Origin of the sequence: Thalassotalea litorea (assembly GCF_005843925.1) — a bacterium.
Lineage (GTDB): Bacteria > Pseudomonadota > Gammaproteobacteria > Enterobacterales > Alteromonadaceae > Thalassotalea_A > Thalassotalea_A litorea_A.
Map to the genome: position 1 here is coordinate 24,485 of NZ_VCBC01000007.1, position 25,015 is coordinate 49,499.

Annotated in this window: 22 protein-coding genes; 3 read left to right on the forward strand and 19 right to left on the reverse strand. The window is 45.1% G+C overall.

Going from position 1 to position 25,015, the window contains the following annotated elements:
- Positions 1-3: 3 nt before the first annotated feature.
- The 6 genes from FE810_RS08080 to trxA form a co-directional block, all read right to left on the reverse strand.
- A complete protein-coding gene (locus tag FE810_RS08080) occupies positions 4-3,846 on the reverse strand; it encodes a translocation/assembly module TamB domain-containing protein (RefSeq protein WP_138319547.1) in 3,843 nt (1,280 codons plus the stop codon).
- On the reverse strand, positions 3,843-5,645 hold the full coding sequence (locus FE810_RS08085) for an autotransporter assembly complex protein TamA (RefSeq protein ID WP_171022307.1): 1,803 nt from the start codon (positions 5,643-5,645) through the stop codon (positions 3,843-3,845). Before FE810_RS08085 ends, FE810_RS08080 begins: the two co-directional genes overlap by 4 nt.
- A gap of 251 nt (positions 5,646-5,896) precedes the next feature.
- Positions 5,897-6,268 carry a VOC family protein gene (locus tag FE810_RS08090; protein WP_138319549.1) on the reverse strand — a complete coding sequence of 124 codons (372 nt, stop codon included), beginning with the start codon at positions 6,266-6,268 and terminating at the stop codon, positions 5,897-5,899.
- Between the two features lie 248 nt (positions 6,269-6,516).
- Complete coding sequence (gene rluF, locus FE810_RS08095) at positions 6,517-7,503, reverse strand: 23S rRNA pseudouridine(2604) synthase RluF (RefSeq protein WP_370738926.1); 987 nt, start codon at positions 7,501-7,503, stop codon at positions 6,517-6,519.
- Positions 7,504-7,754: 251 nt separating this feature from the next.
- The gene (rho, locus tag FE810_RS08100) at positions 7,755-9,011 is read right to left on the reverse strand and encodes a transcription termination factor Rho (protein ID WP_138319551.1); all 1,257 of its coding nucleotides are present in this window, start codon (positions 9,009-9,011) and stop codon (positions 7,755-7,757) included.
- Positions 9,012-9,222: 211 nt separating this feature from the next.
- Positions 9,223-9,549: a thioredoxin TrxA gene (trxA, locus tag FE810_RS08105; RefSeq protein WP_138319552.1), complete on the reverse strand. Its 327-nt coding sequence runs from the start codon at positions 9,547-9,549 to the stop codon at positions 9,223-9,225.
- Positions 9,550-9,807: 258 nt separating this feature from the next.
- Here trxA and rhlB point away from each other — a divergent pair, with 258 nt between their 5' ends.
- Positions 9,808-11,082, forward strand: coding sequence for an ATP-dependent RNA helicase RhlB (gene rhlB, locus FE810_RS08110; RefSeq protein WP_138319553.1), 1,275 nt, complete (start codon positions 9,808-9,810; stop codon positions 11,080-11,082).
- 15 nt (positions 11,083-11,097) lie between these two features.
- Complete coding sequence (locus tag FE810_RS08115) at positions 11,098-12,603, forward strand: Ppx/GppA phosphatase family protein (RefSeq protein WP_246036989.1); 1,506 nt, start codon at positions 11,098-11,100, stop codon at positions 12,601-12,603.
- A 6-nt stretch (positions 12,604-12,609) separates the two neighbouring features.
- Here the strand turns inward: FE810_RS08115 and FE810_RS08120 are convergent, their stop codons facing one another.
- The 7 genes from FE810_RS08120 to tatA form a co-directional block, all read right to left on the reverse strand.
- Positions 12,610-13,488: a DMT family transporter gene (locus FE810_RS08120; protein ID WP_138319554.1), complete on the reverse strand. Its 879-nt coding sequence runs from the start codon at positions 13,486-13,488 to the stop codon at positions 12,610-12,612.
- A 158-nt stretch (positions 13,489-13,646) separates the two neighbouring features.
- The gene (gene hemB / locus FE810_RS08125) at positions 13,647-14,660 is read right to left on the reverse strand and encodes a porphobilinogen synthase (protein WP_138319555.1); all 1,014 of its coding nucleotides are present in this window, start codon (positions 14,658-14,660) and stop codon (positions 13,647-13,649) included.
- An 11-nt stretch (positions 14,661-14,671) separates the two neighbouring features.
- Positions 14,672-15,463, reverse strand: coding sequence for a TatD family hydrolase (locus FE810_RS08130; RefSeq protein WP_171022308.1), 792 nt, complete (start codon positions 15,461-15,463; stop codon positions 14,672-14,674).
- 1 nt (position 15,464) lies between these two features.
- A complete protein-coding gene (locus FE810_RS08135) occupies positions 15,465-15,983 on the reverse strand; it encodes a hypothetical protein (protein WP_138319556.1) in 519 nt (172 codons plus the stop codon).
- On the reverse strand, positions 15,983-16,732 hold the full coding sequence (tatC, locus tag FE810_RS08140) for a twin-arginine translocase subunit TatC (protein ID WP_138319557.1): 750 nt from the start codon (positions 16,730-16,732) through the stop codon (positions 15,983-15,985). The genes FE810_RS08135 and tatC overlap by 1 nt, the downstream gene beginning before the upstream one ends.
- Positions 16,722-17,054, reverse strand: a complete 333-nt coding sequence (gene tatB, locus FE810_RS08145; protein ID WP_138319558.1) for a Sec-independent protein translocase protein TatB — start codon at positions 17,052-17,054, stop codon at positions 16,722-16,724. Before tatB ends, tatC begins: the two co-directional genes overlap by 11 nt.
- A gap of 13 nt (positions 17,055-17,067) precedes the next feature.
- Positions 17,068-17,301: a twin-arginine translocase TatA/TatE family subunit gene (gene tatA / locus FE810_RS08150; RefSeq protein ID WP_138319559.1), complete on the reverse strand. Its 234-nt coding sequence runs from the start codon at positions 17,299-17,301 to the stop codon at positions 17,068-17,070.
- Positions 17,302-17,564: 263 nt separating this feature from the next.
- Here tatA and FE810_RS08155 point away from each other — a divergent pair, with 263 nt between their 5' ends.
- A complete protein-coding gene (locus FE810_RS08155; protein WP_138319560.1) occupies positions 17,565-18,581 on the forward strand; it encodes a hypothetical protein in 1,017 nt (338 codons plus the stop codon).
- Between the two features lie 24 nt (positions 18,582-18,605).
- Here FE810_RS08155 and ubiB read toward each other — a convergent pair whose 3' ends face one another.
- From ubiB to ridA, 6 genes are all read right to left on the reverse strand, one after another.
- Positions 18,606-20,234 (reverse strand): ubiquinone biosynthesis regulatory protein kinase UbiB, encoded by a 1,629-nt coding sequence (ubiB, locus tag FE810_RS08160; protein WP_138319561.1) that lies wholly within the window; start codon positions 20,232-20,234, stop codon positions 18,606-18,608.
- Position 20,235: 1 nt separating this feature from the next.
- The gene (locus tag FE810_RS08165) at positions 20,236-20,850 is read right to left on the reverse strand and encodes a ubiquinone biosynthesis accessory factor UbiJ (protein ID WP_171022309.1); all 615 of its coding nucleotides are present in this window, start codon (positions 20,848-20,850) and stop codon (positions 20,236-20,238) included.
- A 16-nt stretch (positions 20,851-20,866) separates the two neighbouring features.
- Complete coding sequence (gene ubiE, locus FE810_RS08170; RefSeq protein ID WP_138319563.1) at positions 20,867-21,622, reverse strand: bifunctional demethylmenaquinone methyltransferase/2-methoxy-6-polyprenyl-1,4-benzoquinol methylase UbiE; 756 nt, start codon at positions 21,620-21,622, stop codon at positions 20,867-20,869.
- A gap of 137 nt (positions 21,623-21,759) precedes the next feature.
- Positions 21,760-23,871, reverse strand: coding sequence for an ATP-dependent DNA helicase RecG (recG, locus tag FE810_RS08175; protein ID WP_138319564.1), 2,112 nt, complete (start codon positions 23,869-23,871; stop codon positions 21,760-21,762).
- 2 nt (positions 23,872-23,873) lie between these two features.
- Positions 23,874-24,584: a tRNA (guanosine(18)-2'-O)-methyltransferase TrmH gene (trmH, locus tag FE810_RS08180; RefSeq protein WP_138319565.1), complete on the reverse strand. Its 711-nt coding sequence runs from the start codon at positions 24,582-24,584 to the stop codon at positions 23,874-23,876.
- 40 nt (positions 24,585-24,624) lie between these two features.
- Positions 24,625-25,014, reverse strand: a complete 390-nt coding sequence (gene ridA, locus FE810_RS08185) for a deaminase RidA (protein ID WP_138319566.1) — start codon at positions 25,012-25,014, stop codon at positions 24,625-24,627.
- Position 25,015: the final 1 nt, after the last annotated feature.

Below are 25,015 nucleotides of genomic sequence, written 5' to 3' on the forward strand. Positions count from 1 at the left end.
TCTTCAATCGATTTCAAAGGAATAGTAGATATCCGCAGAGTTTTCCAGGCCAGAAACCGTTTCAAGCCAAAGCCTGGACATCAGATATAAACGCACTGTGAGCTCATTAATGGGCTCATAAACACCCACACCATATTTGAGAAAAATTCGCTCTCCCAGGTAACCACTAATCGTGGCCTGGGTTATATCCCCCTCGACTTCAGCATCTAAACTCACATCGGTTAACAGTGGTAGCTTTTGCACGACATTTTGCAAAGGTGTTGTCTTGGTAAGGGCACTGGCTAACGCCACCCCGACTGCCGCCCCACCGCCGGAATTCGAATCAAGCCCCCGACCGCGGGTTATATAAGATAAAATTTCCGGTTGTGGCATACTTGGGTTAGAAAAAAACGTCAGGCTCAACGCATCTGTGGGGCCGATAATTGAAAGTCCTGCCGTCACACTTTCATCCTTAATTTCTCTTACCGCTTTGACATTAATGGTTGGGTTTGATGGCGAGCCGACAAAAGTGATTTCACCACTTTTCACATCCAGATCCTGGCCATAAGCTTTATAATTGCCATTGGCAATTTTCAAGACACCAAATAATTGCACCGGTTGGAATTTTTCCTGACGAATTTTTAGTTTCCCGCCAAGGTTGCCCTTAAAACCCTGGCCTTTGAGGCGGAATTTTGGATTAATCGCAAGGTCAACGTCACTGGTTACCGCAAACGTTTTTTCTTTTTTAACCTGTTTTCCAGAAGCGTCAACAATAACCGCATCATCACTCAATTCAACACTACCCTCGGGTAAATCCTCAAGCTTGAGTAAGCCGTCCAGTACCGAAATCTCTCCACTGATTTTGGCCAGCTGACCTTCAAGATCCAAATGAATATCTGTGGATACTAAGGCATCTAAACTTGGCGGAAATAAAATCGGGAGTTTTTCAGCAAATAGACGGGCATTGGCATTGAACCCATCTCGCCAATCGAGATTGGCAGTGATCTCCCCGGGATGGTCTTTAATCAGAAAGCCGCCTTCAACATCGGCACTTTGCCCTTTAAACACCATATCGACATCAATGTGGTCTATGGTATTCGGGCTTTGGTAAGTCGCCAATTCACCATCGTGTAATGACATGGTGCCAGACAAAATAGGAGCCGTAACAGACCCGGAAAAATCAATGGCTGCGGAGAAATCTCCGCGAGCGCGACTCATCCCCGGCACAAGCTCTTCGATTAAATGGATCTGAAACCGTTCGATGTCCAGATTCCCTTGCATTGGTAACGTATCCTGGCCCAGATCAATACGGGCATCGCCAGCAATCAATTGCGTATCATCATCTCGATTCAGAAATAAATCCAAGGTCGCCTGAGATTCATCCGCCTGGGCGTTGATGTGACCCTGGGTCCAGGTCAACAATGTGGACTGTTGCTCATCGCCGATAAGTGTTAATGAGCCTTTTTCGATGGTATTTTCAAGTTGAAGCTGGTTCATTTTGAGCGCCTGCCAACTGACATTCGCTTTACCCGAGATACGGCTATCGACTTTCACTTTTTTCCCTAATAGAAAGTGGTCATAGTCTCCCAACTGTAAGTGCCAGCCTAGCGCTATGTCGCCATCGTTTGCCAGTTTCCCTGGCTGGGTGACACAAATTTCATTGTCACCTTGTTGCCAGCAATGGGGCGACAAGGTGACTAACTGTTGATTAATATCAACCGTTGATGAGAACCCTTTTTCCAAAGCCCACAAATGCTCTAAATATCGTAAATGCGCTTCTTGAATATCAAGTTGACTGGTTAACTGCTCTAAGTCGAGTTGATTTTCTACGACCAGATGCACAGGGAAATCGCCTTGAGAATCGAGCGTTAATTGCTGACGACTTAAATCCCCTTGCAACAACGCCGCAATGCCAGACGCCTGATATTTGCCAATATTGACACTTTCGCTGCCGATTGACACCTGTGCCTTATGACTCCGACTTGGCCAGTAACTGATATCAATATCCGCGTCAGGCACACGAATATTTTGATACTGAACATTCTGGACGCTAGCATCCACCACAAGATTTGGTACCATCAGTTCACCACGGATACGAATGTCGCCATTGAGCTGACCTTGCAACATTGGATGCCATCGATGAAACTCTGCACCTTGCAAAGTACCATTGACATGCCAGTTTTCATCGGAGTAACCCTCTAAATTCAAAAGAGAATCCTGAAAGCGCACCTGTAACATTGCATCTTTTACTGCTAAATCCTGATCGATGGAAAAGTTCGCCGCTACCGCCGCCGGTTGTTCATTGACGATCCCTTCAAGATTGGTGTTATAGGACGACAATTGCCATTTGCCCGGTTGCTCCAGGCTTTTGGGTAATTGATTGGTATCCAGCTTTGTGAAAAGGTGTACTTGCCCTTTAACCCTTCCTTGGATTGGAACGGTCCCGACCGTAACTTCTGGTAACTGGAAACCTGGCAAATTGGCATCAAGTTTTACGATAAGCTCAGCACCGTAATCAAGATCTAACTGACCGCTGATCACTGAATCCGATGGCGTATCATGAAAGCGGAACGAACTCAGATTGAGTGCTTGCTTGCGATGAATTCCAGTAAGGGTTAAGGCACCTTGTTGATAACCAAAGCCTTGCAATACCAATTGCGCATTCACTTGCTGGCTTTGCAGGTCACCAGAAATCTGAGACTGGACTTTTTTGACTACCAATGGCTGTGCAACTAACGGCTGCAAATCGAGCTTAGGACTTTGCACATTCGCCACAAACGGCAGCTTGCTATCCACCAGATCCGTTTGCACATCCGCGGTCAGTTTAATTGGCCCATCACTGGTCAGTTGCACCGACAATTGAGAAAAGTCTCCAGACACATTCACCCGTTGCTTGCTTCCCTGAAGCGGCTCATACCATGGAAATTTATCGATTTCGGTATTTAGGATAAATTCCGTTCCCCAGGGGTATTGCCAATCCATATGGCCGTTAATATCTGCGCGACCATAGTCCTTAGACGCCAGCTCAAAACGTTCCACATCAAGAAGAAACCCTGACCAACGAGCCGCAAGCGTTAACTTGCTGGTATGAATCGGGGCAATTTTTTCGGGATCAGGCGCAAGCTTTAATGCAAAATTTTCGAGATTAAATTCTAAAAGCTGTAAATCTATCGGTATAAATACATCCGGCAGCTGCGCCAGCGCCCAGGTTGATTCGTTAGCCGATTTTGAGACCTTATCGTTAACCTTAGGTTTAGTGTTAGTTTCCGTATTAGGTTCGGTGTTACCGGGCTTCGAATCTTTATCTTCGCTAGCTTTTGAGTGAGCGTCATCCAACAAGGTGACGTCAAGATGTGCTAATTGACCATCACTAACCGTTACATGACTGTCACTCGCATGTAAATTAGCACTGAACTCAGACGCCTGTATCGCTATCGCCGATTGTTTAAAAATAAACTGTGTAACCTCAACATTTTCGATTCGCAGGTCGATGGGCAATACAATGAGTTGATTATCCGCATCTTGCTTTTCTTGCTCGTCGTCATCAATGTCAGGCATATCGATGTAAACTCCGCTTGCCTGCATAGCGGTTATGCATAATTTAGAGTTGGCCAAACATCTGGCCTGCAACGAATAATTGAGATCGTCAATTCGGATAATAATGACAGTAAAGTCCAACTCTATCCGTTTAAAACTGGCATCACTGAGAATATGCCCCTGTTCAAAGTCCATTTTCAAAAAAGGCAATAAGTTCAGACCCGCAATAATTAAGCGGTTGCCCATTTGGGTGAAAATTAACAGCGGAAGCAGTACCAGCATTGTCAATACGAATGACAATAACCATTTACCTATAGACTTAAGCTTCACAGCTCAGCCCCCAAGCTAAAATGCAATTTCCAGCTGGGATCGTCTTCACTGATACCATAACCAAAGTCCACCCGTATCGCACCAACTGGAGAAATGTAATGAAGACCAAGACCGACAGAATATACGGGATCAATACGAATATTATCGGTGGCGTTACCCGCGTCACTAAAAACTACTCCACGAATTTTTTCGGTAAAGTAATATTGGTACTCAACGCTGGCTAATGCCAATCGTTTTCCGCCCACAACCACTTCTTCACCGGCTAATTCTCCTTCATTTATGATTTCAGTCGGTCCCTGAGATTGATAATCAAAACCTCGAATGCTTTGATCTCCACCTGCGAAAAAACGTAACGAAGGCGGCAGGTTTGACTTAGATTCATCAAAAATATCTGAGATCCCCACTTCCGCCCTTAACACAATACGGTGACGACGCATTGGCGTGGTAATAAATCGCCAACGGCCAATGGCTCTTAAAATATTGGTATCAGAGCCAACGCTTTGCGCACCACCTTCGAAGATATAGAACTGACTAAAGCCCCAGGAGGGATCGAGCTGTGGCCCGCTGCGCATAGTACGGCTAAATATAGCGCCGGGCATCAGATAACTGCCGTTGTCCACTTCATCGTCGGCATAATCTTGAATACGCCACCCTTCGGTTAAATAGCGTAAGTAATATTGGGCGCTCCATTTATCATAGATTCGAACATTGGCGACCCGACCTTCAAGATATTTACTCACTAAACCGCCATATTCATCGTCTTCCAGAGTTACCTGAAATTGCAGTAGATCGCGTATTGGGTGTGATAAGGGGATACGGTAGGTGAATCTGCCGGTAGGGTTGATTTGCGAATACTCGATTCTGGTTTCCTGACTATGACCATAGCGATTAATTTTCGGCGTGCGCCAGCTCGTTGAAATACGAAACAGGGTATCGGTAGCATAACCAATACCGACATCCACAAAGTGTGAATTGGTCTCTCCGAGCGTGACTTTTAGTGGGATCAATTGATTTACCGCGTCCTTGCGGTCCGGTACGACTAGGGTATTTCCGAAATACTGGGTTTGCTGTAGCTGGTTTTGAAACTGAATGACTCGCTGACTGGTATAAGGCTCACCAATGTCAAAAGGCACCAGCACGTCGAGAATTTCTGGATCAAGATCAAATTCAGAATACTGTACTTCACCTAAATAATATCGTCGGCCACTGTGATACACCAACTCCACGTCGGCACTTTTGAAGTCCTGCCTGATCGCCAATCGAGATTGAGCGAATTTACCGTCAAAATAACCGCGATCTAACGCCAGTGACGATATTTTTGACTTCACCTCTTCATAAACACCGTGATCCACGACATCACCGGACTTAAGCAATTTGGATTGTATATTGGTGATCAGTTCAAAAAACTTCGGATCGAGCTCGGCCTCTCCTTGAATATCAATCAGAATATCATCGAATCGGGTAGGCTCATTTAATTTCACCCCGATAAATAATCGCCAAACTTGGTGATTATTATGCTGAGCTTCTTTGTTAATTCGGATATTGATATGGCTGCGGTAATAGCCCAGCGCCTGTAACGCGGCTTTGGTTTTGTCATGTGCGGTAAACACAAAACCTTCCCGCTCAGCTTCCGTGGTTGGCAGCTCGCCAAGATGAGCGCGTATGTTTTTCTTAAATTTCCGCGGTAGGTCATCCGCCATTTTAAGCTGCAAATTTGCGGCTTGAACCTGGGTTGTTATCAGCAATAAACACAAGCATGCGGCAATTCCTGACCTTAACAGTTTGATCAGTGCAGGCATGGATAATTTATTGTGCAGATTCCTTTGCAAAAAGAGCAAGTACAACCTCATGAACAAACGCTGAATTCTTTATGTCGGGAGAAATAAAAGTACCGTCGGCCTAAATCGCGCAGACCTTACAATCAGTATGGCAATTGTTACCAAAATTACGACAACAATTTTAATATTATTAATAAGTTAATTGTACCCTATGGGTTGGTATTTATTAGGGTTTCTCATTGTTATAAAAACCGAATAAACAACACCGCTGTTTAGCGATGCTGGTCGATTAGGATCGGGTTGCCATCTGGATCTTCTAACATAAAGCTTCCAGGTCCCGACGTATCCGCGGCGACTTCATTAAGTAGCGTTAATCCCTGCTGTTGACAATGAGCCTGAATATCTCGAACATCCTGAAACTCATCAAGATTAGATGCTTTTTGATCCCAGCCAGGGTTAAATGTCAGCATATTTTTTTCAAACATGCCCTGAAACAAGCCGATAATGTGCTCGCCATTTTGCAAAATGCACCAGTTTTGCTCCAGCTCACCGCCGATTTGCGAAAAGCCTAGTTTTTCATAAAACTGCTTTGAAACACCAATATTTTTTACCGTTAAAGAAACTGAAAAAGCACCTAATTTCATTAAGTTAATCTCCATTTTTGTAAATCACCGGCTAACTGCCTCTGGCAATAAAGATAACTTTAGACAAAAACACTAACGAAAGCGACTTACACGTTTTGCGCTGCAAGGATAAACTGGAAAATGGTTAGAAATGTCAGGGGAATCGGCTTGAAAAAGAAAGTCGCTTACTGTGTTGGCGATGCGGATAACGGACAATAGAAAAAGCGCCGAAGCGCTTTATTACGTAGTCGTGGCTATTTTTCAGTCCGCTATTCGCGGTTTAGCTTTAACGTGCCCTTTCTCGGCTTGGCGGGCTTTGTAGTTTTTGATTGCTTACGATTTTGAGGAGACTGTGCGCTTTTTTCCTGATCCGATTGCGGATTGCGTGTTGGCGAAGGCGGGGTTTTCTTCTGCTCATAAGGATTAAACTTAGGACTCGGCTTGGCGTTCCTCTGCCTTGGCTCTGCCCAAACGCTGTTGTTGTCCGTGCTGCCCTTATTGTCAGCACCAGGCAAATTGACCGCCGTTTTGCTCGAGTTTGCCACCGCGCTATTGATTTCCCGCATTTCTCTATGGGTTAGATTGCGCCACTCTCCTGGCTTTAACTTATCAACGCTGACCGACATAATGCGGGTGCGTTTTAATTTCGTTACTTCATAACCCAAATATTCGCACATCCGGCGAATTTGTCGGTTTAACCCTTGCGTCAGAATAATCTTAAACACAAATTTATTGAGAATCGTAACCTGACAGGGTTTAGTGACCGTACCGAGAATTGGCACCCCCCGGGCCATACGTTCGGCAAAACGCGGCGACAAGGGCTTATCCACAGTAACAAGATACTCTTTATCGTGGGCATTTTCCGCACGCAATATCTTATTGACGATATCTCCGTCACTGGTAAGAAAAATCAAACCTTCAGACGGTTTATCAAGCCGACCAATCGGAAAGATACGTTGTTTATGGCCTATGGCATCAATGATATTGCCGCGGACCTGACGTTCGGTGGTACAGGTAATACCGATCGGTTTATTGTACGCAATATAGATACGATCAGATTTGTTTTCAGGACTGGCATCAATGGTTTTGCCATCCACCAGCACTTGATCGCCGGGCATGACTTTTGTGCCTAACTCGGGCAATTGACCATTGATTTTAACGCGTTGATCCGCGATTAATTTATCCGCTTCCCGGCGGGAACAAAACCCAGATTCACTGATAAATTTATTCAGGCGTTTACCTGTTACTTCCGTCAACTCACTTCTCTTTATCATTGCTATTTATGGCGGATATTATACCAAGTCTATGCGGTAATTGCTCACCGGCTGCATCACGAAAATGCGCGTCTTGCGACAGCGATTGCAGCGATAAGCTTCGTGGAGAATCACCAACTCAATCGAATTCATATTATCGCTCAAACCACAGAGTTTGCACGATATTGGCATTTAGGAAAGAAGAAAGGGAAGCCGAAGCTTCCCTTTGGGGTTCTCTATGAGCGCGATTTTTACTAGCGCTTCATCGAATTAAAGAATTCATTATTGGTCTTGGTCATTGCCAGCTTATCAATCATGAATTCCATGGCGTCAATCTCACCCATCTCGTGAACGATCTTACGCAGAATCCACATTTTTTGCAGTTCATCTGGCTTAGTCAAAAGTTCTTCACGACGCGTACCACTGCGATTAAAGTGAATCGCTGGGAATACACGTTTCTCCGCAATTTTGCGAGATAAGTGCAATTCCATATTACCGGTACCTTTAAATTCTTCGTAGATAACTTCATCCATTTTCGAACCGGTATCAACTAGCGCCGTGGCAATAATGGTTAAGCTGCCACCTTCTTCAATATTGCGGGCAGCACCAAAGAAACGTTTCGGACGATGCAGAGCATTGGCATCTACACCACCGGTCAGGATTTTACCTGAAGATGGGATCACGGTGTTATATGCACGGGCAAGACGGGTAATCGAATCTAATAAAATCACCACATCTTTTTTGTGTTCGGTCAAACGCTTGGCTTTTTCAATCACCATTTCCGCCACTTGTACGTGACGCGATGCTGGTTCATCAAAGGTCGATGCCACAACTTCACCTTTTACCAGGCGTTGCATCTCAGTAACTTCTTCTGGGCGCTCATCAATCAGCAATACCATAAGTTCACATTCTGGATGATTGTGAGCAATACTTTGGGCAATGTTTTGCAAAAGTAATGTTTTACCGGCTTTTGGTGGTGCCACAATCAAACCACGCTGTCCTTTACCAATTGGTGATGCCAAATCCAATACACGGGCGGTAATATCTTCGGTTGAACCGTTACCACGTTCCATGGTTAAACGTTGATTGGCGTGAATGGGTGTTAAATTTTCGAAAAGGATTTTATTGCGGGAGTTTTCAGGTTTGTCGAAGTTCACTTCATTAACTTTCAACAGGGCAAAATATCGTTCGCCGTCTTTCGGTGGTCTAATTTTACCAAAAATGGTATCACCGGTACGTAAACTGAAGCGACGTATTTGACTAGGCGATACATAAATATCATCCGGACCGGCTAAATAAGACGAATCCGCCGATCGTAAGAATCCAAAACCATCTTGTAATATTTCTAAAACACCACCTCCGAAAATGTCTTCACCACTTTTCGCGTGCGCTTTGAGAATAGCAAAAATGACATCTTGTTTGCGGGTTCTGGCTAAATGTTCAAGCTTCATTTGTTCAGCAAGCTTAATCAGATCGCCAATAGGTTTATCTTTGAGTTCAATTAGATTCATAGGATGGGTCTTGTTATGTAATAAGTGTTTACAATGTTTTAACGTGCCGGGAAGCAGTCAGAACGAAAAGGTTTATGGATTAAATAGATATGTATGTTGTTTAAGTTAGCATTAAATATTGCTTAGGTAAAGCAATCCGCCAATTGAGTGGAAGTTTTCCATAAACGGATTAAAAAAGGCCGGCAAGCCGACCTTTTTTAAACATAAGCAATTACAGGTTTGCTTCTAAAAACTCTTTTAACTGGTTTTTAGATAACGCACCGACTTTCGTATCTGCTACCGCACCGTCTTTAAACAATAAAAGCGTTGGGATACCACGGATACCAAATTTAGGTGGCGTACCTGAATTCTGGTCGATGTTTAATTTGGCAACTGTTACCTTGCCATCGTATTCTTCAGCAATCTCTGACAGGATAGGAGCGATCATTTTACAAGGACCACACCATTCCGCCCAAAAATCCACTAGAACCGGGCCAGAAGCGTTAATAACATCAGCGTCAAAGCTGTCGTCTGTAAGCTGAACAATTTTCTCGCTCATTTTTATCTCCGTTAGAAGGGCAAGCTTCTTACCTGCCAACAATGTTGCATAATCTTATCGATCTAAATCGTGAATGCAAGAATTAACCAATGATTGTTACAATAGAATAACGAATTTCGCTCAATTGAAGAAAGAAATTTACATTATAAGTTACTCTCATCCGGAAATAGCCCCAATCTACTGCGCTATCCGCGAATTTATTCGCCACCAACCAGATATTACTTAATTGATCAGTTAGATAGTGTTATTCTTTGACGTATGAAAAAAACACATTTAACCGAAAGTAAGTTTTCCGACTTTGACCTGGCACCGCAAGTAGTGGCAGGCTTAGAGTCGATGGGCTTTCAATATTGCACGACGATTCAGGCCAAATCGTTACCTATTTTAATGTCAGGCAAGGATATTGCCGGACAAGCTCAAACCGGTGAAGGTAAAACCATCGCCTTTTTGGCGGCGACTTTTCACCATTTACTGCAAAAGCCGAAAGCTGACCATAATCAACCTCGCGCCATTTTAATGGCTCCGACTCGTGAACTTGCAATTCAGATCCATCGAGATGCTCTCGAGATGGCTAAAGCAACCGGTTTGCGTCTTGGTGTTGTATATGGGGGTGAGGGTTATGAAAGTCAACGCCAGGAACTTCAAAACGGTGTAGATATATTGATTGGTACCTGTGGCCGTCTTATCGATTACTACAAGCAAGGTGTGTACAAGCTAAATCACATTGAAGCCGTGGTTCTCGATGAAGCCGATCGCATGTTTGATTTAGGCTTTATTAAAGATATCCGTTATTTGTTCAGAAAAATGCCACCGGCCACTGAACGCATGAATATGCTTTATTCGGCAACTTTATCGTTTCGCGTTAAGGAACTGGCATTCGAGCACATGAACGATCCAGTCAGTGTCGAAGTTGAGCCTGAGCAAAAAACCAACATCCGTATTTCCGAAGAGCTGTTTTACCCGTCTAATGAAGATAAAATGGCATTGCTACAAACGATCATTGAAGAGGAATGGCCGGATAAAGCAATTATTTTTGCAAATACTAAACACAGCTGCGAAAACATTTACGCGCATTTGCACGCCGATAAACTTCGTGTCGGATTGCTCACAGGTGATGTGGTTCAGAAAAAACGTTTGAAAATTCTTGAGCAGTTTACCAGTGGCGAACTGGATTTTCTCGTTGCCACTGACGTTGCTGCCCGTGGTTTGCATATTCCAGCCGTTACCCATGTGTTTAACTATGATTTACCCGACGATTGCGAAGATTATGTACACCGTATAGGCCGTACCGGTCGCGCTGGCGCCACTGGTCATGCAATTAGCTTAGCCTGTGAAGATTACGTATTTAATCTTCCTGCCATCGAAGAGTATATCGAGCACAGCTTACCGGTTAGTAAATATGACCCCGATGCGTTACTGACGGATTTACCAAAACCAAAACCGAAGCAACGTCGTCATCAGCCACGCGGTGGTCGAGGTGGGAAAGGTGGGAAGCCAAGCAACCGCCCACACCAACGACGCCCAAGGCAGTAAATACAGGATCATTGGATGATGGCAGATACACCGTCTCATACCCAGCCACTCTACGCCGTCATTGATCTTGGCTCCAACAGTTTCCATATGATGATCTCCCGCCTGGTCGCCGATAGTGTCCAGGTGGTAGATAGAGTAAAGCGTAAAGTTCGACTCGCGTCTGGACTCGACGAGAATAATCACCTGGATCCCAAATCTATGGCGCGGGGTTGGGAATGTTTAAGTTTTTTTGCTGAACGCCTACAGGATATTCCTCCTGAAAATATTCAGATTGTTGCGACCGCAACGCTGCGTCTCGCCCAAAATGCATCGGATTTTATTAGCCGAGCGCAATCCATTCTTGGCCATGACATTAAAGTCATTAGCGGTGAAGAAGAAGCCAGACTGATTTACCTTGGTGTTGCCCACACCACCATTTCTCAAAATAACCGCCTGGTCATTGATATTGGCGGGGCGAGCACGGAATTGATCGTCGGGCAGGGCTTTGAACCGCAGCTTATGCAATCACTGGCGATGGGGTGTGTTACATTCAATCAAAAGTTCTTTGCCGAGCAAACCTATACAGAGCAAGCATTCGCCGCCGCAGAACACCAAGCCGAACAAATTTTAAGCCCTGTTGCCCAAGCTTTTCGCCAAGCTAGTTGGGAAAGCACTTTGGGGGTTTCCGGAACCTTACAGGCAATCACCGAAGTTTTATCTGCTCAAGGCAGATTACCTATTATCACTATGGCCAAGCTGCAAGAACTCAAACTGCAAGCTATCGACTGCGGTGATCTCAAACACCTTAACATCACCGGTTTAGTCAATGAGCGCAAACCCGTATTTGTCAGTGGACTGGCAATATTAACCGCGTTGTTTCGCATTTTGGGTATTGACGAATTGCAACTGGCAGGCGGCGCGATTCGAGAAGGGTTACTGTACGAGCTGTTGCCAAATATGCGTAATATGAATATTCGCATACGCACGCTGAACGCGTTGGTTGCCCGATTTAATATTGACGAACGACAAGCCTACCGAGTTGCCGACATTGCCGATCAGGCCTGCCAACAGCTCCGGGCATCGTGGCAATTACCACAACATTACCGAAGTATTTTGCAATCCGCCTGTGTGCTCCACGAAATCGGTCTACAACTCGAATATAAAGGCAATAAGCAACATGCAGTTTATATCCTGCAACATGCCGATCTTGCTGGTTTCTCGACACCCGAGCGCTTACTATTGTGCGCGTTGGTCGGAAATTACAAAACCGATTTAAATATGGCGCTAGTTAAGCGCCAAACGTTCGCCGAGTTAGGATCTGCCTATCAATTGCTGGCCATATTACGATTATCGGTAATTTTATCAAAACGTCGTAAAGATGATGTGATGCCAGAGTTTGCATTAGCCGGTATCGATAAAACATTGCAGCTCACCTTGCCTGATGCCTGGTTACAACGCCATCCTTTGATGTCCGCGGAGCTTAAGCAGGAAATCGTCGACATCGCTAAACTAAACATTGATCTGTCTATCGCACGGGTTTAGTGTGCGTTAACCTTTTCTCAAACTCCTACGCTGCGCCATCACTGCCCATATGTTACTTATCAGCACCAAAGCAATACCGACAATCACCGTTACCGTTAATGGCTCAGCAAATAAAACGGCTGCCGCAACAATACCATAAGCAGGTTCCAGACATACGGTGATACTGACGAGAAAGGCAGGAATACTGCGCATCGAATTAAGTAACAGGTTGTGTGCAAATGCGGTAAATAATACGCCCAGCAATAATAGTTTGCCAATGTCAGCAATATCCCCTGAAAATGGCACAAGAAACACCAACGGCAATAGTAATAGTGATGCAAGCAGGTTTTGCCAAAAGGTCAGATTGAGTGAACAACAGGTTTGCATTAATGACTGGTTTAGATACGTTAACCAGGCAAATATAAATGCTGATATCAGACCTGCGACCAATCCTTCGACTTCTCCCTGGACACCCATCTCGGCGTGCACACCACTGACCAGCGCCACACCAATAATAATCAATATTGTCTGTCCGAGCATGGCAAGGGGCTTTAACGCGTCTCCTTGAAAATAACCAATCAGCAATACCCATAAGGGATAGCTAGCAAATGTAATCAAGGCGATAGAAACACTGGCGTGCTGCGCAGAAAAGAAAAATGTCAGCCAATGACAAACCAACAAAAGCGAGGACAATATTAGTTGACGCTTATGGTATGCAGGTAACGCAAGGCCAGTATTGGACGTGAAAACAACATAGAGAGCAATTGCCAATGCGGCGAAGAAGGTGCGACCAAAGACGATAAAAACAGGGCTGGCATTGACCCAATACGCAAACAGCGCACATAAGGAAAATAACAGTACTGCAAGATGCAATTGCAGATAATGGGTATTTACTGGAACGCGCAATGAACTGTTTACCTTAGAGTGAAATTTATACAAATAGCTTTTACGCTCTAAAAACTATCAGTTGTCGAATCATAAAGAAACCATCAGGCATCGAAAAAGGTGCGAAAAGAGAACCAAAAAAAAGATGCCGTTTGGCACCTTTTTATTTACATGTATTGTTACTTATCTTCTTTTAGCCAATAGCCAACTTGCTTGGCGAAATAGGTCAGTATGCCATCGGCACCGGCTCTCTTAAACGCCAACAACCCTTCCATTACACAAGGTTTCTCTGCCAACCAGCCATTATTGATAGCCGCCATATGCATCGCATATTCACCACTGACCTGATACGCATAAGTCGGAACTTTAAAGTTGTCTTTTACACGGCGGACGATATCGAGATATGGCATTCCGGGTTTTACCATAACCATATCTGCGCCTTCGGCAAGATCCTGAGCAATTTCCTGTAACGCTTCGTCTGAATTTGCCGGATCCATCTGATAAGAATACTTGTTGCCACCTTTAATATTACCAGCCGAGCCGACAGCGTCACGGAATGGGCCATAGTAATTAGACGCATATTTGGCGGAATAGGCAAGAATACGGGTATTCACAAAGCCAGCATCTTCTAACGCCGCTCGAATCGCACCGACTCGCCCATCCATCATATCTGATGGGGCGACAACATCGGCACCGGCTTGGGCGTGGGACAAGGCTTGCTTTACCAACACTTCAGTGGTGACATCATTGAGAACATAACCTTGGTCATCAATAATGCCATCCTGACCATGGGTGGTGAAAGGATCCAATGCGACATCGGTAATTACCCCAAGTTCAGGGAATTTAGCCTTCAACGCTTTGACACTGCGTTGCGCCAAACCTTCGGGGTTATATGCTTCTTCAGCGAGTAGCGATTTGCATTCTGAAGGAGTGACCGGGAATATTGCAATGGCGGGAATGCCTAGCTCAACCAATTCTGCGGCTTCTTCCAGGAGTAAATCAATACTCTTACGCTCTACGCCTGGCATTGATGGGATCGCTTCCCTTTGGTTTTCACCCTCAAGCACAAACACAGGGTAAATCAGATCATTCACCGTAAGTTGGCTTTCCGCCATCAAACGTCGCGAAAAATCGTCTTTGCGCATCCGACGCATGCGTCGTGCAGGAAATTGGCCAAATTGTTCAATACTCATAATGTCTCCAGCTAAACCCACTGAAACAATTGTCTGGCATTGTTTGTGGTTTGAGTAATTAATTGTTTTTTATCGATACCCATAGCAATCGCCAGCGTGTCGGCAACAAACGGTAAATATGACGGTTCATTACGACTGCTCTTCGGACGAGGACGGATATTTTTAGGCGTTAAATACGGTGCGTCAGTTTCAATCAACAACCGATCCAGCGGAATATATCGCACAATATCATAAAGTTCCTGACCTCGTTTGGGATCACATATCCAACCGGTAATACCGATGTAAAACCCCATATCCAAAACCTGCTTTAGCTCGGCTAAGGTTCCGGTAAAGCAATGGGACACGCCACCATGAAGTTTTGCTAAGTGTTCATCGATAATGCCCTTCCACGTGGGAAACGCATCTCGCTGATGTAAAAACACCGGCTTTTGCAATTCGCTCGCCAACACTAATTGTTCTTGGAATACCCGTTGCTGATTTTCCGGCGTCGAAAAGTTACGATTAAAGTCCAGGCCACACTCGCCAACTGCGCTCACGTTTTCGTCCAGGCAAATCTGTTTTAACTGCTCAAGATAATCATCACTGACGCCATCGGCATCATGGGGATGCACCCCAGCGGTGCTGTACAGAGCTTGATGTTGTTGTGCCAGAGCGAGAGCCTGACGACTCTCGAGCACATTGGTACCGGTTATCAGCAGTTCTTTTACACCGGCAGCCCGAGCACGTAAAATCACATCCTCGCGGTCTTTATCGAATCGACTGTTGGTTAGATTAACGCCAATATCAACCAAGCTGTCTGCCATATTAATTGACGCGTTTTACTTTGACTGTGCGATTCGAGCCGGCTTTCTTTAATGAAAATGAATTAAACATGCCGCGTTTAATAACCACGTCCTGGCCAACTTTAAATAAGGTTGACGTTGATTCGATGGTGCGCCATTTCTGGCCATTTTCGAACGTGAATACCCAGTTGCTATGGCTTTGTTTACTGGCCTTGATTATGGTCGTTGATATTTCAGACACGTCCGCCGATTTTTTTTGTTTGTGTTCCAAACCAAAATTCTGAGCTTGGTCTGGATTGTCTGTGGCTTTCTCATCGGCCTGAGGCTCGTCACCATTAGAGTTTAAAACCAAGGGTTTAGGTGCACTAACAGGTTGCGCATTGAGCGAGGATTTTTGCTTTATGTAAGCATCAAAACACGCGAGTCGTTTATCATCATCGCTAATTTCGCTACAACCCCAAAGCAATGGGTCCATCGCAGTGTTGGCTAACGCTAGGGTTGGAGTTAACGCCAAGATTGCTAATATCATCAAGTTTTTCATTATTCTATACCTTCCTCGTCAGTCTCACGCTTACGATAAAACGACGACAAAATAATACCTAATTCAAATAATAACCACATAGGCACGGCTAACAATGTTTGCGAAATCACATCCGGTGGTGTCAGCAACATGCCAATTATAAACACAGCCACAATGACATATGGCCGTTTTTCACGCAACTTCGCCGGCGTTGTAAAACCGGTCCAGCACATCAAAATAATGGCGACTGGGATCTCAAAGGCGGCGCCAAAGGCAAAAAATATTTTCAGGACAAAGTCGAGGTAACTGCTAATGTCTGTGGCGATCACCACCCCGTCAGGGGTTACTGAGTTGAAAAAAGCGAATGCCAGCGGAAACACCACAAAGTACGCAAAAGCAATTCCCGCATAAAATAATAAGCTACTGCCGAAAAGTAGTGGTGCGACCAAGCGTTTCTCGTTTTGATATAAACCCGGCGCCACAAATTTCCACAGCTGATACAGCATATATGGCATCGCAATGAAAATGGACACGACCAGAGTCAATTTAAACGGCGCAATAAAGGGGGAGGCAACGTGAGTCGCGATCATGTTGGTGCCTTCCGGCATAACATCAACCAAGGGTTTGGCCAGTGTTCTGTATATATCCTTGGCAAAATAGGCAAGGCTGGCAAAGATGACCAAAATAGAACCCACCATGGCCAGCAGGCGATTTCGTAATTCTAACAAATGGTCAAATAAGGAAGAGCCCTGACTTTGTTCATCCGTCATTATTTTTTTTACTCTCGTCTTTTACCGTATCTTCATAGGGGCGGGTTGCTTCTTCAGCCGCTTTTTTTAAGCTATCAACCGAATCTTTGACATCAGTAGTCAAATTTTCAAAACCCTGCTTTTCCGCTTCTTTTAAATTGTTATGCAATTCGTGTATACGCAGTTCTTCTTTTAATTCCGTCTGCACATTTTGACTGAAACGCTGCACATTGCGCACCCAGTTTCGTACCGTACGAATCGCCGTAGGTAGTCGCTCAGGTCCGAGGATCAACAGACCCATAACCGCAATGACTAAAAGCTCCCAAAAACCAATATCAAACATAGATAATCCGGGCCTAAACCTGATCTTTTTTCTTTACGCTTTCTTCAGTTGATTCAGCGTTAGTCTTCTCTGCAAGCTGCTCGTTTTCTGGCTCATCTTTCTTGGCTTCATCTTCGCCAACCGCTTTTTTAAAGCCTTTAAACGCAGAGCCAAGATCGCCACCTAAATTACGTAAACGCTTTGTACCGAATAATAAAATCACGATTACCAATACAATTAATAATTGCCATGGACTAATACCCATAATCAGTTTCCTTTTTTAAATATTGTTTTCATTATAAGTCGAGTAGGCTGGTAATTATACCTATAATAGCGTTGCTATTTGAAATGGAATAAATTATTGGTAAGTTACACTTTATTTTAGTTCCTTGGCTGACATTCATCGCTGGCCAGTTTTCGATAGCAATGGCCATTAAATCCACCTCTATTTGCCCCCTCAAAATTTCGGTTTTATTGCTATAGTTAAATTCAGAAGATGGATTTTTCTAATCTTATTGAACAACGAGTGTCGTGAAAAATAACAATAACCTGTATTGGTGCTTACTGATTCCATACCTGTTTTTGACCCTTACTGCCCATGCTCAGCAGCAGTCGGACATCGAAATGGAAATCATTGAAATAACCGCCATCGATCAAGAAAAAGAGCAGGAGAATACCAGCTATGATAAGGATTGGCTGGGGAATTTTCATGGCGCGGTGAGTGATAGTTTCTTTAATACAGCCCTGTGGTTTGACAGTTTTTTTGCCAATGACAATGAAGAGCAGGCCAACCCTAAATCCCTGGCCAGAATTCGCCTTGGCTGGGAGCCAAGAGCCGCTGACTGGGGTGAATTCACCCAAAGATTTCGCATCCGTTTACGCTTACCCCACTTCGAAAACAAAGTTGATGTGATTTTTTCTGACGATGATGATCAGTCAACCGGCATTGAAAATTATGGCAATGACTTACCGTTAAACAGAGATTTAGAAGACGATAGATTCACCGCAGCCCTGCGAGTGGTTAACAAAGAAGATGACAATAGCTTTATTGATACTCGGATTGGTATCTCCGGTGGCGATCTATTTACTAAGGCCCGTTTGAAGCTACAAACCGATTACACCAAACCCCATGCATTTAAGATGGAACCGTCAATTTATTATTTCCTCGGTGATGGATTTGGTTCTCGCTTGTTTTTGCAATATGCCTACACCCCTTCGTTTGACCGTCAATTACAGATTAATTATTCAATCAGTGGCTCAGAGGCATACTCTGGCGCCAGGTGGCGCCACGGGGCCTATTACTTTAAACAATTAGATCATCGCAGTGCGACCGTGACCAGCCTGACGGTTGAAGGGGAACGTAATGGGGATCGGGGCTTTTTAATCGAAGAATATCGATTGGGTTACCGATATCGTATCAATGCGATACGCGAGTGGCTGTTTTTTGAAATTGAGCCCTTCTTACTTTGGGAAGAAGAGCGTAATTACGATACAACACCGGGGATCGCTTTGCGCGTCGAAGGCTATTTTACCAAGCAAGGCAAGTGATGGTAATTTTGTACGATAACGTCCCTAATCTTTTAGTGAACGTAACATCAGTACCAAGCCTATGATCCCACCAATACCCGCTAATTGATAAAATTCCTGAGTTGCCACAACACTCGCGGCAATTAACAAACCAACGGATACCACGGTCAGCTGCAGACGTTTACTTTGTTGGTGTTGCTGCTGCATCTGCCTCACCAAAGTCAGCTGACTTATCTTGGTTTGCTGACTGGTTTTTAGATAGTCATAAAATAAATCTGGGATCTCAGGAAGTTTCTCTCCCCAAAACGGCAACTTTTCTTTCACCTGATTAAATAACGCTTTCGGCCCCATCTGCTCTTTTACCCAGTCTTCCAAAAACGGTTTTGCGGTTTTCCATAAATCCAGTTCGGGATAAAGCTGACGCCCCAGGCCCTCGATATACAACAATGTTTTTTGCAGCAGCACAAGTTGTGGCTGCACTTCCATATCAAAGCGGCGCGCGGTATTAAATAGGTTGATCAGTACCTGACCGAAAGAGATTTCCGATAAAGGTTTTTCAAAAATAGGTTCGCAGACGGTACGGATAGCAAACTCAAACTCTTCGACATTGGTATCCGCCGGGACCCAGCCAGAATCGACATGGAGTTGTGCGACCTGATAGTAATCTCGATTGAAAAACGCCACAAAATTTTCCGCCAGATACCGTTTATCTTCCTTGTTCAAGGTACCGACGATACCGCAATCGATTGCAATCCAGGTGGGATCACTTGGATTCGTCACGTCAACAAAGACGTTACCAGGGTGCATATCTGCATGGAAAAAGCTGTCACGAAATACCTGAGTAAAGAATACCTCCACACCCCGTTCTGCGAGCAGTTGCATATTAACGTTTGCCGCTTTTAGTTGCTCGACTTCACCAACCCCGATGCCATAAATACGCTCCATCACCATAACGTCCCGTGTGCAGTAATCACTATACACTTCCGGAACATACAGCACCTTGTCGTCGGCAAAATTGCGTTTTAACTGAATCGAGTTAGCCGCTTCCCGAAGCAAATCCAGCTCATCGATAATGGTTTTTCGATATTCATCAACCACTTCCTCGGGCCGTAGGCGCTTGCCCTGGTGATAATATTTGCTGACTAGGTTCGCAAACAATTGCATCACTTCAATATCCGCCAGGATCACCGACTCGATACCGGGGCGAATCACCTTGATGACTACGTTTATGGCTTCGTTGTCTTCTGTGCGCAGCATTTTTGCTGCATGCACCTGGGCAATTGATGCCGAGGCTAATGGCTGTTGATCAAACTCAATAAAAGCCTGCTCAAACTTTTTTGGACCTATCGCTTCAATGATCCGTTTGCGCGCCAGTGCGCCGTCAAAAGGTTCGACATTATCCTGCAGTCTCGCCAGCTCTTCCGCGAAAGCCGGGGTCAATAAATCCCGGCGGGTAGACAACATCTGTCCAAACTTAATATACACCGGCCCTAAAGATTCAATCGCTAAGCGAAACCGTTGTTCTATGGATTTATCTTTGTGCTGATTGCGCAACCAGAAAAAGCTCAGGCGCAGTAATTTTCCATACCAAGGGACTTTCTCTCCCGGCAAGAGTTCATCCAGGCCATACTGCAAAAAGGTCTTTATGATTTGATAGAGTCGCTGGCTACGCACGTTATTCCTTCGCTGTCAGAGTAGTGATTAAATGACTGATACGTTGCTCGATAGCCTTGGTATCACTGGCAAGTTGTGTAACCTGCCCGTTAAAATGTTCCACAACGGCCTGATTTACCAAAACCGGTTGCTCGTATAACAGGTATTCGCTGCTATCCTGTTCAATTTGTCGTTGTGCGAATCGCGCTTTGTTTCTCACACGGCTAAACAAACGAGTCAGGTAGTGGGTTGGGATATCACCCAGGTGCTTGGCCAATTGTTGCTGCCAATCAATATCGAGAGATTGCCCTAAATTCGCGAAGCTCTGCGCCTGCTGGATATCACCTTCAATTTCAATAAGTCCTTGTTTGATTAACTCTGGCAGCAATTGCGGCTTCGTAAGCTTGGGCAAGGTTGAAAGTTCTGTCGCCAGATAACAGCTGTGTTCAATACGGCAAGACATCACCATGACCTGCCCCTGACTTACCAAAAACGACAAAACAAAAGGAAGTTCCTGCAATTGCAAGGTCAGCGCCTGTTGCTCCATTTTCCCTAACGCTGTTGCCTGCTTAGGGTCCAGCGACAAGGCCGTATTGATGACTTTTTCCAACGCACTGCACAGCATTTGTGGCAGCATGCCCATAAGCACCATATTAAAATTTAAACCCTTTATGTAACGCGACAATACCACCAGTCAGATTATGATAGCTGGTTTGATCAAAACCGGCATTTTCCATCATCGCTTTTAATGTGTCTTGATCGGGGTGCATACGAATTGATTCCGCCAAATATTCATAGCTGTCACCATCTTTAGCAACAATATCACCCATTTTGGGTAAAATATTGAAAGAATAAAAATCATAAATTTTATTGAGTAATTCATGTTCTGGCGTCGAAAACTCTAGCACGAGTAGGCGTCCACCGGGTTTGAGTACCCGATAAATTGACCGTAAGGCTTCGTCTTTATCGGTCACATTACGAAGGCCAAATGCAATGGTAACAATATCAAAGGTATTCTCTTCAAATGGCAGAGCCTGAGCATTGGCCTGAACGTAGTCGACATTGCCGACGACGCCCAAATCGCGCAATTTATCGCGGCCAACATTGAGCATTGAACTGTTGATATCGGCCAAAACAACTTGCCCTTGTGAACCAACAATTTTTGAAAACTTGGCGGTTAAATCACCGGTGCCACCGGCTAAATCAAGGATTTTATTACCGGGACGTGCACCACTGGCATCAATGGTAAAACGTTTCCAAAGCCGATGAATACCGAACGACATTAAGTCATTCATAATGTCATATTGCTGGGCGACTGAGTGAAATACGCCAGCAACCATTTGCTCTTTCTCTTCGGTCTTAACCTGTTTGTAGCCAAAATCCGTGGTGGAGTTTTTATCGATAGTCATCAAATTGAATCCGAGTTATTAAATTCTGGGCGTTCATCCCGGTAAATCGCAATATTGATTCCGGACGCCAACGTTTAGTAGTTTACTGCAAAGGACATTGGCGGAGCAAACCAAGACAACACAAAGGTTGTCGCGCCCTATGCATTTGAATATTTTTCTTTATTTCCTAGCCAACGCTGAATTAACGCCTGGGCAATGTCGGGAGATTGCCGCCAAAGCTGACTCGCCTTGGGTAAAATGTCTGGGATTAAATCGCCATCACGCACCAAATCGGCAATTTTCAACTCTGCCAGGCCGGTTTGCCGAGTTCCTAGCAACTCACCAGGCCCTCGAATTTCCAAATCACGCTGGGCAATTAAAAAGCCATCATTGGATTCACGCAGTACCGATAACCGTTTCGTTGCGGTCTTTGATAGTGGACTTTTGTACATTAATACGCAGTGCGATGCGACACCACCTCGCCCTACCCGGCCTCGCAGCTGATGCAATTGCGCCAGTCCCAAACGCTCCGGATTTTCAATAATCATTAGACTGGCATTGGGCACATCAACCCCGACTTCGATCACGGTTGTCGCCACCAGCAAATGCATCTCACCGGCTTTAAAAGCGTCCATGATCGCTTGTTTTTCCGCTGGCTTCATCCGGCCATGCACCAGACCGACTTTAAGCCCTGGCAACTGCTCTTGCAGGTAGCTTGCGGTATCTTCGGCCGCCTGACATTCCAGTACCTCGGATTCTTCAATCAAGGTACACACCCAATATGCCTGACGATTCTCTTCGCTACAGGATAAGCGCACTCGGTCAATGACTTCATCACGGCGCACATCGGCAATCGCCACGGTTTTAATCGGTGTCCTGCCCGGTGGCAATTCATCAATGACTGACGTGTCTAAATCGGCATAGGCGGTCATAGCCAGAGTTCTGGGAATGGGTGTCGCGGTCATGATTAGTTGATGCGGATAACAGTCATCAATTTTACCTTTTTCGCGAAGTTCCAGACGTTGATGAACACCGAATCGGTGTTGTTCGTCGATAATAATCAGCGACATTTTGGCAAATTGCACTTGTTCCTGAAACAACGCATGGGTGCCGACAACCATCTGCATACTGCCATCTTTGATGGCCTGCAATGCATGTTGTTTGACTTTGGCTTTACTTTTTGAGGCTAACCAACCGACATTGATCCCTAATGGTCCAAACCAATTAGCGAAATTAATTGCATGTTGCTCTGCCAATATTTCCGTTGGTGCCATCAATGCAACCTGATACCCCTGGCCAATTGCGGTTAACGCTGCCAACGCTGCGACTAAGGTTTTACCGGATCCGACATCCCCTTGCACCAAACGCATCATCGGCACATTTTTTTGCAGGTCGACGCGCAGTTCATTGACCACACGTTGCTGGGCATTGGTCGGCGAGAATGGCAAAGATTCGAGGAATTTGTGCTCTAATGTTTTATCGATGGTTAATGGGATCGCGGCATGTTTGTCACAGGACTCGCGCAGCTTTAACATACTGAGATTGTGGGCCAATAACTCTTCTTTGATTAAACGCAATTGTGCGGGATGGCGTCCTTCTTCAATTGCGGTGATGGCAACGTCGGCAGGTGGACGGTGTATAATTAATATGGCGTCGGCCAGAGAGATTGACTCTTCAAAAGTGCCGGCGGGCAATAAATCTTCAACACTGCCTCGCTGCAAACGGGTCAACGCTTGATCACAAATATTACGCAAACTGATTTGCCGCAAACCTTCGGTTGTTGGGTACACCGGAGTCAGATTTTCCTCTACCGCGATATGAGGGTTATCCTGATCAAGTTGCTTATATTCCGGGTGGATAATCTCAAAACCACGGGCGCCACGATGAATTTCACCAAAACAACGTAATGTCGTACCGACATTTAGATTATTTTTTTGGGCCGCGGAAAAATGAAAGAATCTTAGGGTGATCTCGCCGGTGCCATCATTCACCCGACACAACAGCATGCGCTTGCGACCAAAACTAATCTGACAGTCGACGATTTCGCCAACGATTGAGGTATGTAACCCAGGCAAAAGATCGCGAATAGCGTACACCCGGGTTCTGTCTTCGTAACGCAGTGGCAAATGAAAAACCACATCCTGGAGCGTGTATAAACCAAGTTTTTCCAGTTTACTCGCAACACCAGGGCCCACTCCTTTCAACACCGTAACCGGTGTTTGAGCAAGTTTTGTCAGACCTTCCTGAACCTGTCCCTGGCGATTACTCATAGCTACGAATCTATATCTTCCCAGGCTTCCTGGTTCATTTGCATTTTTTTCCACCAATCGTCACTGGCAACGATATGGCCGTCTTCGTCAATATCTGGATAAGGCAAGCCTTTACGCAGGCATGCCTTGGCAAAAATTGGATGACCCCCTTCAAACAATACCCGATTACGTTCTTCAGCGGATACATCGCTTGGAGTGTCGTACATGCCAGCTAACTGGCGCTGACGTTGTGCTTCATACAAGGTCACCGCACAGGCAACCGAAACGTTTAGGGATTGCACCATGCCAACCATGGGAATAATAATATCCTGATCGGCTAATGCCAGTGCTTCTTCACTGGCACCGAATTTTTCTTGCCCGAGGATAATGGCGGTAGGCTTGGTATAGTCGATTTCCCGATAATCTACCGAGGTTTCTGAAAGATTCGTGACTAATACCTGCATGCCCTTATCTTTTAAACGTAAAATCGCATCTTTGGTATTGTCGTAATGATGAACATTTACCCAGTTCTGGGAGCCAACCGCACTGCCGCCACCGACGCGCATACGCTCGTTTTTCCATACCGCATGTACATCGTGAATGCCGATGGCATCACAGGTACGAACCACTGCGGCAAGGTTATGAGGCTTGTGAACGCCTTCCATACAAACCGTTAAGTCGACTTGACGTTTATTAAGCATGTCAAGAATGCGTTGATGTCTTTGCGGGGTCATAACTTCAGTCTTAATTAAATTACGCCAGGGTCTAATGACCCTAGTTTACACTGGGTACTTCCATAATGCCGTCGATTTCAATCGCCACACCTTTGGGTAGCTCATTGACACCGATGGCAGCACGTGCCGGGAATGGCTTTGAGAAATAACGAGCCATCGCCTCATTAACCTTAGCAAAATGGCTTAAATCCGTTAAAAAGATATTCACTTTTACCATATCATTGATATTGCCACCGGCGGCTTCACAAACTGCACACAAATTTTTGAATACCTGCTCGGCCTGCTCATCGAAATCATCGGAAATGACTTCCATCGTTTCCGGAACTAAAGGGATCTGGCCAGAAAGATAGACAGTATTACCGACTTTCACAGCTTGTGAATAGGTGCCAATTGCACTGGGTGCGTCATCTGTAGATATGATGGTTTTCATG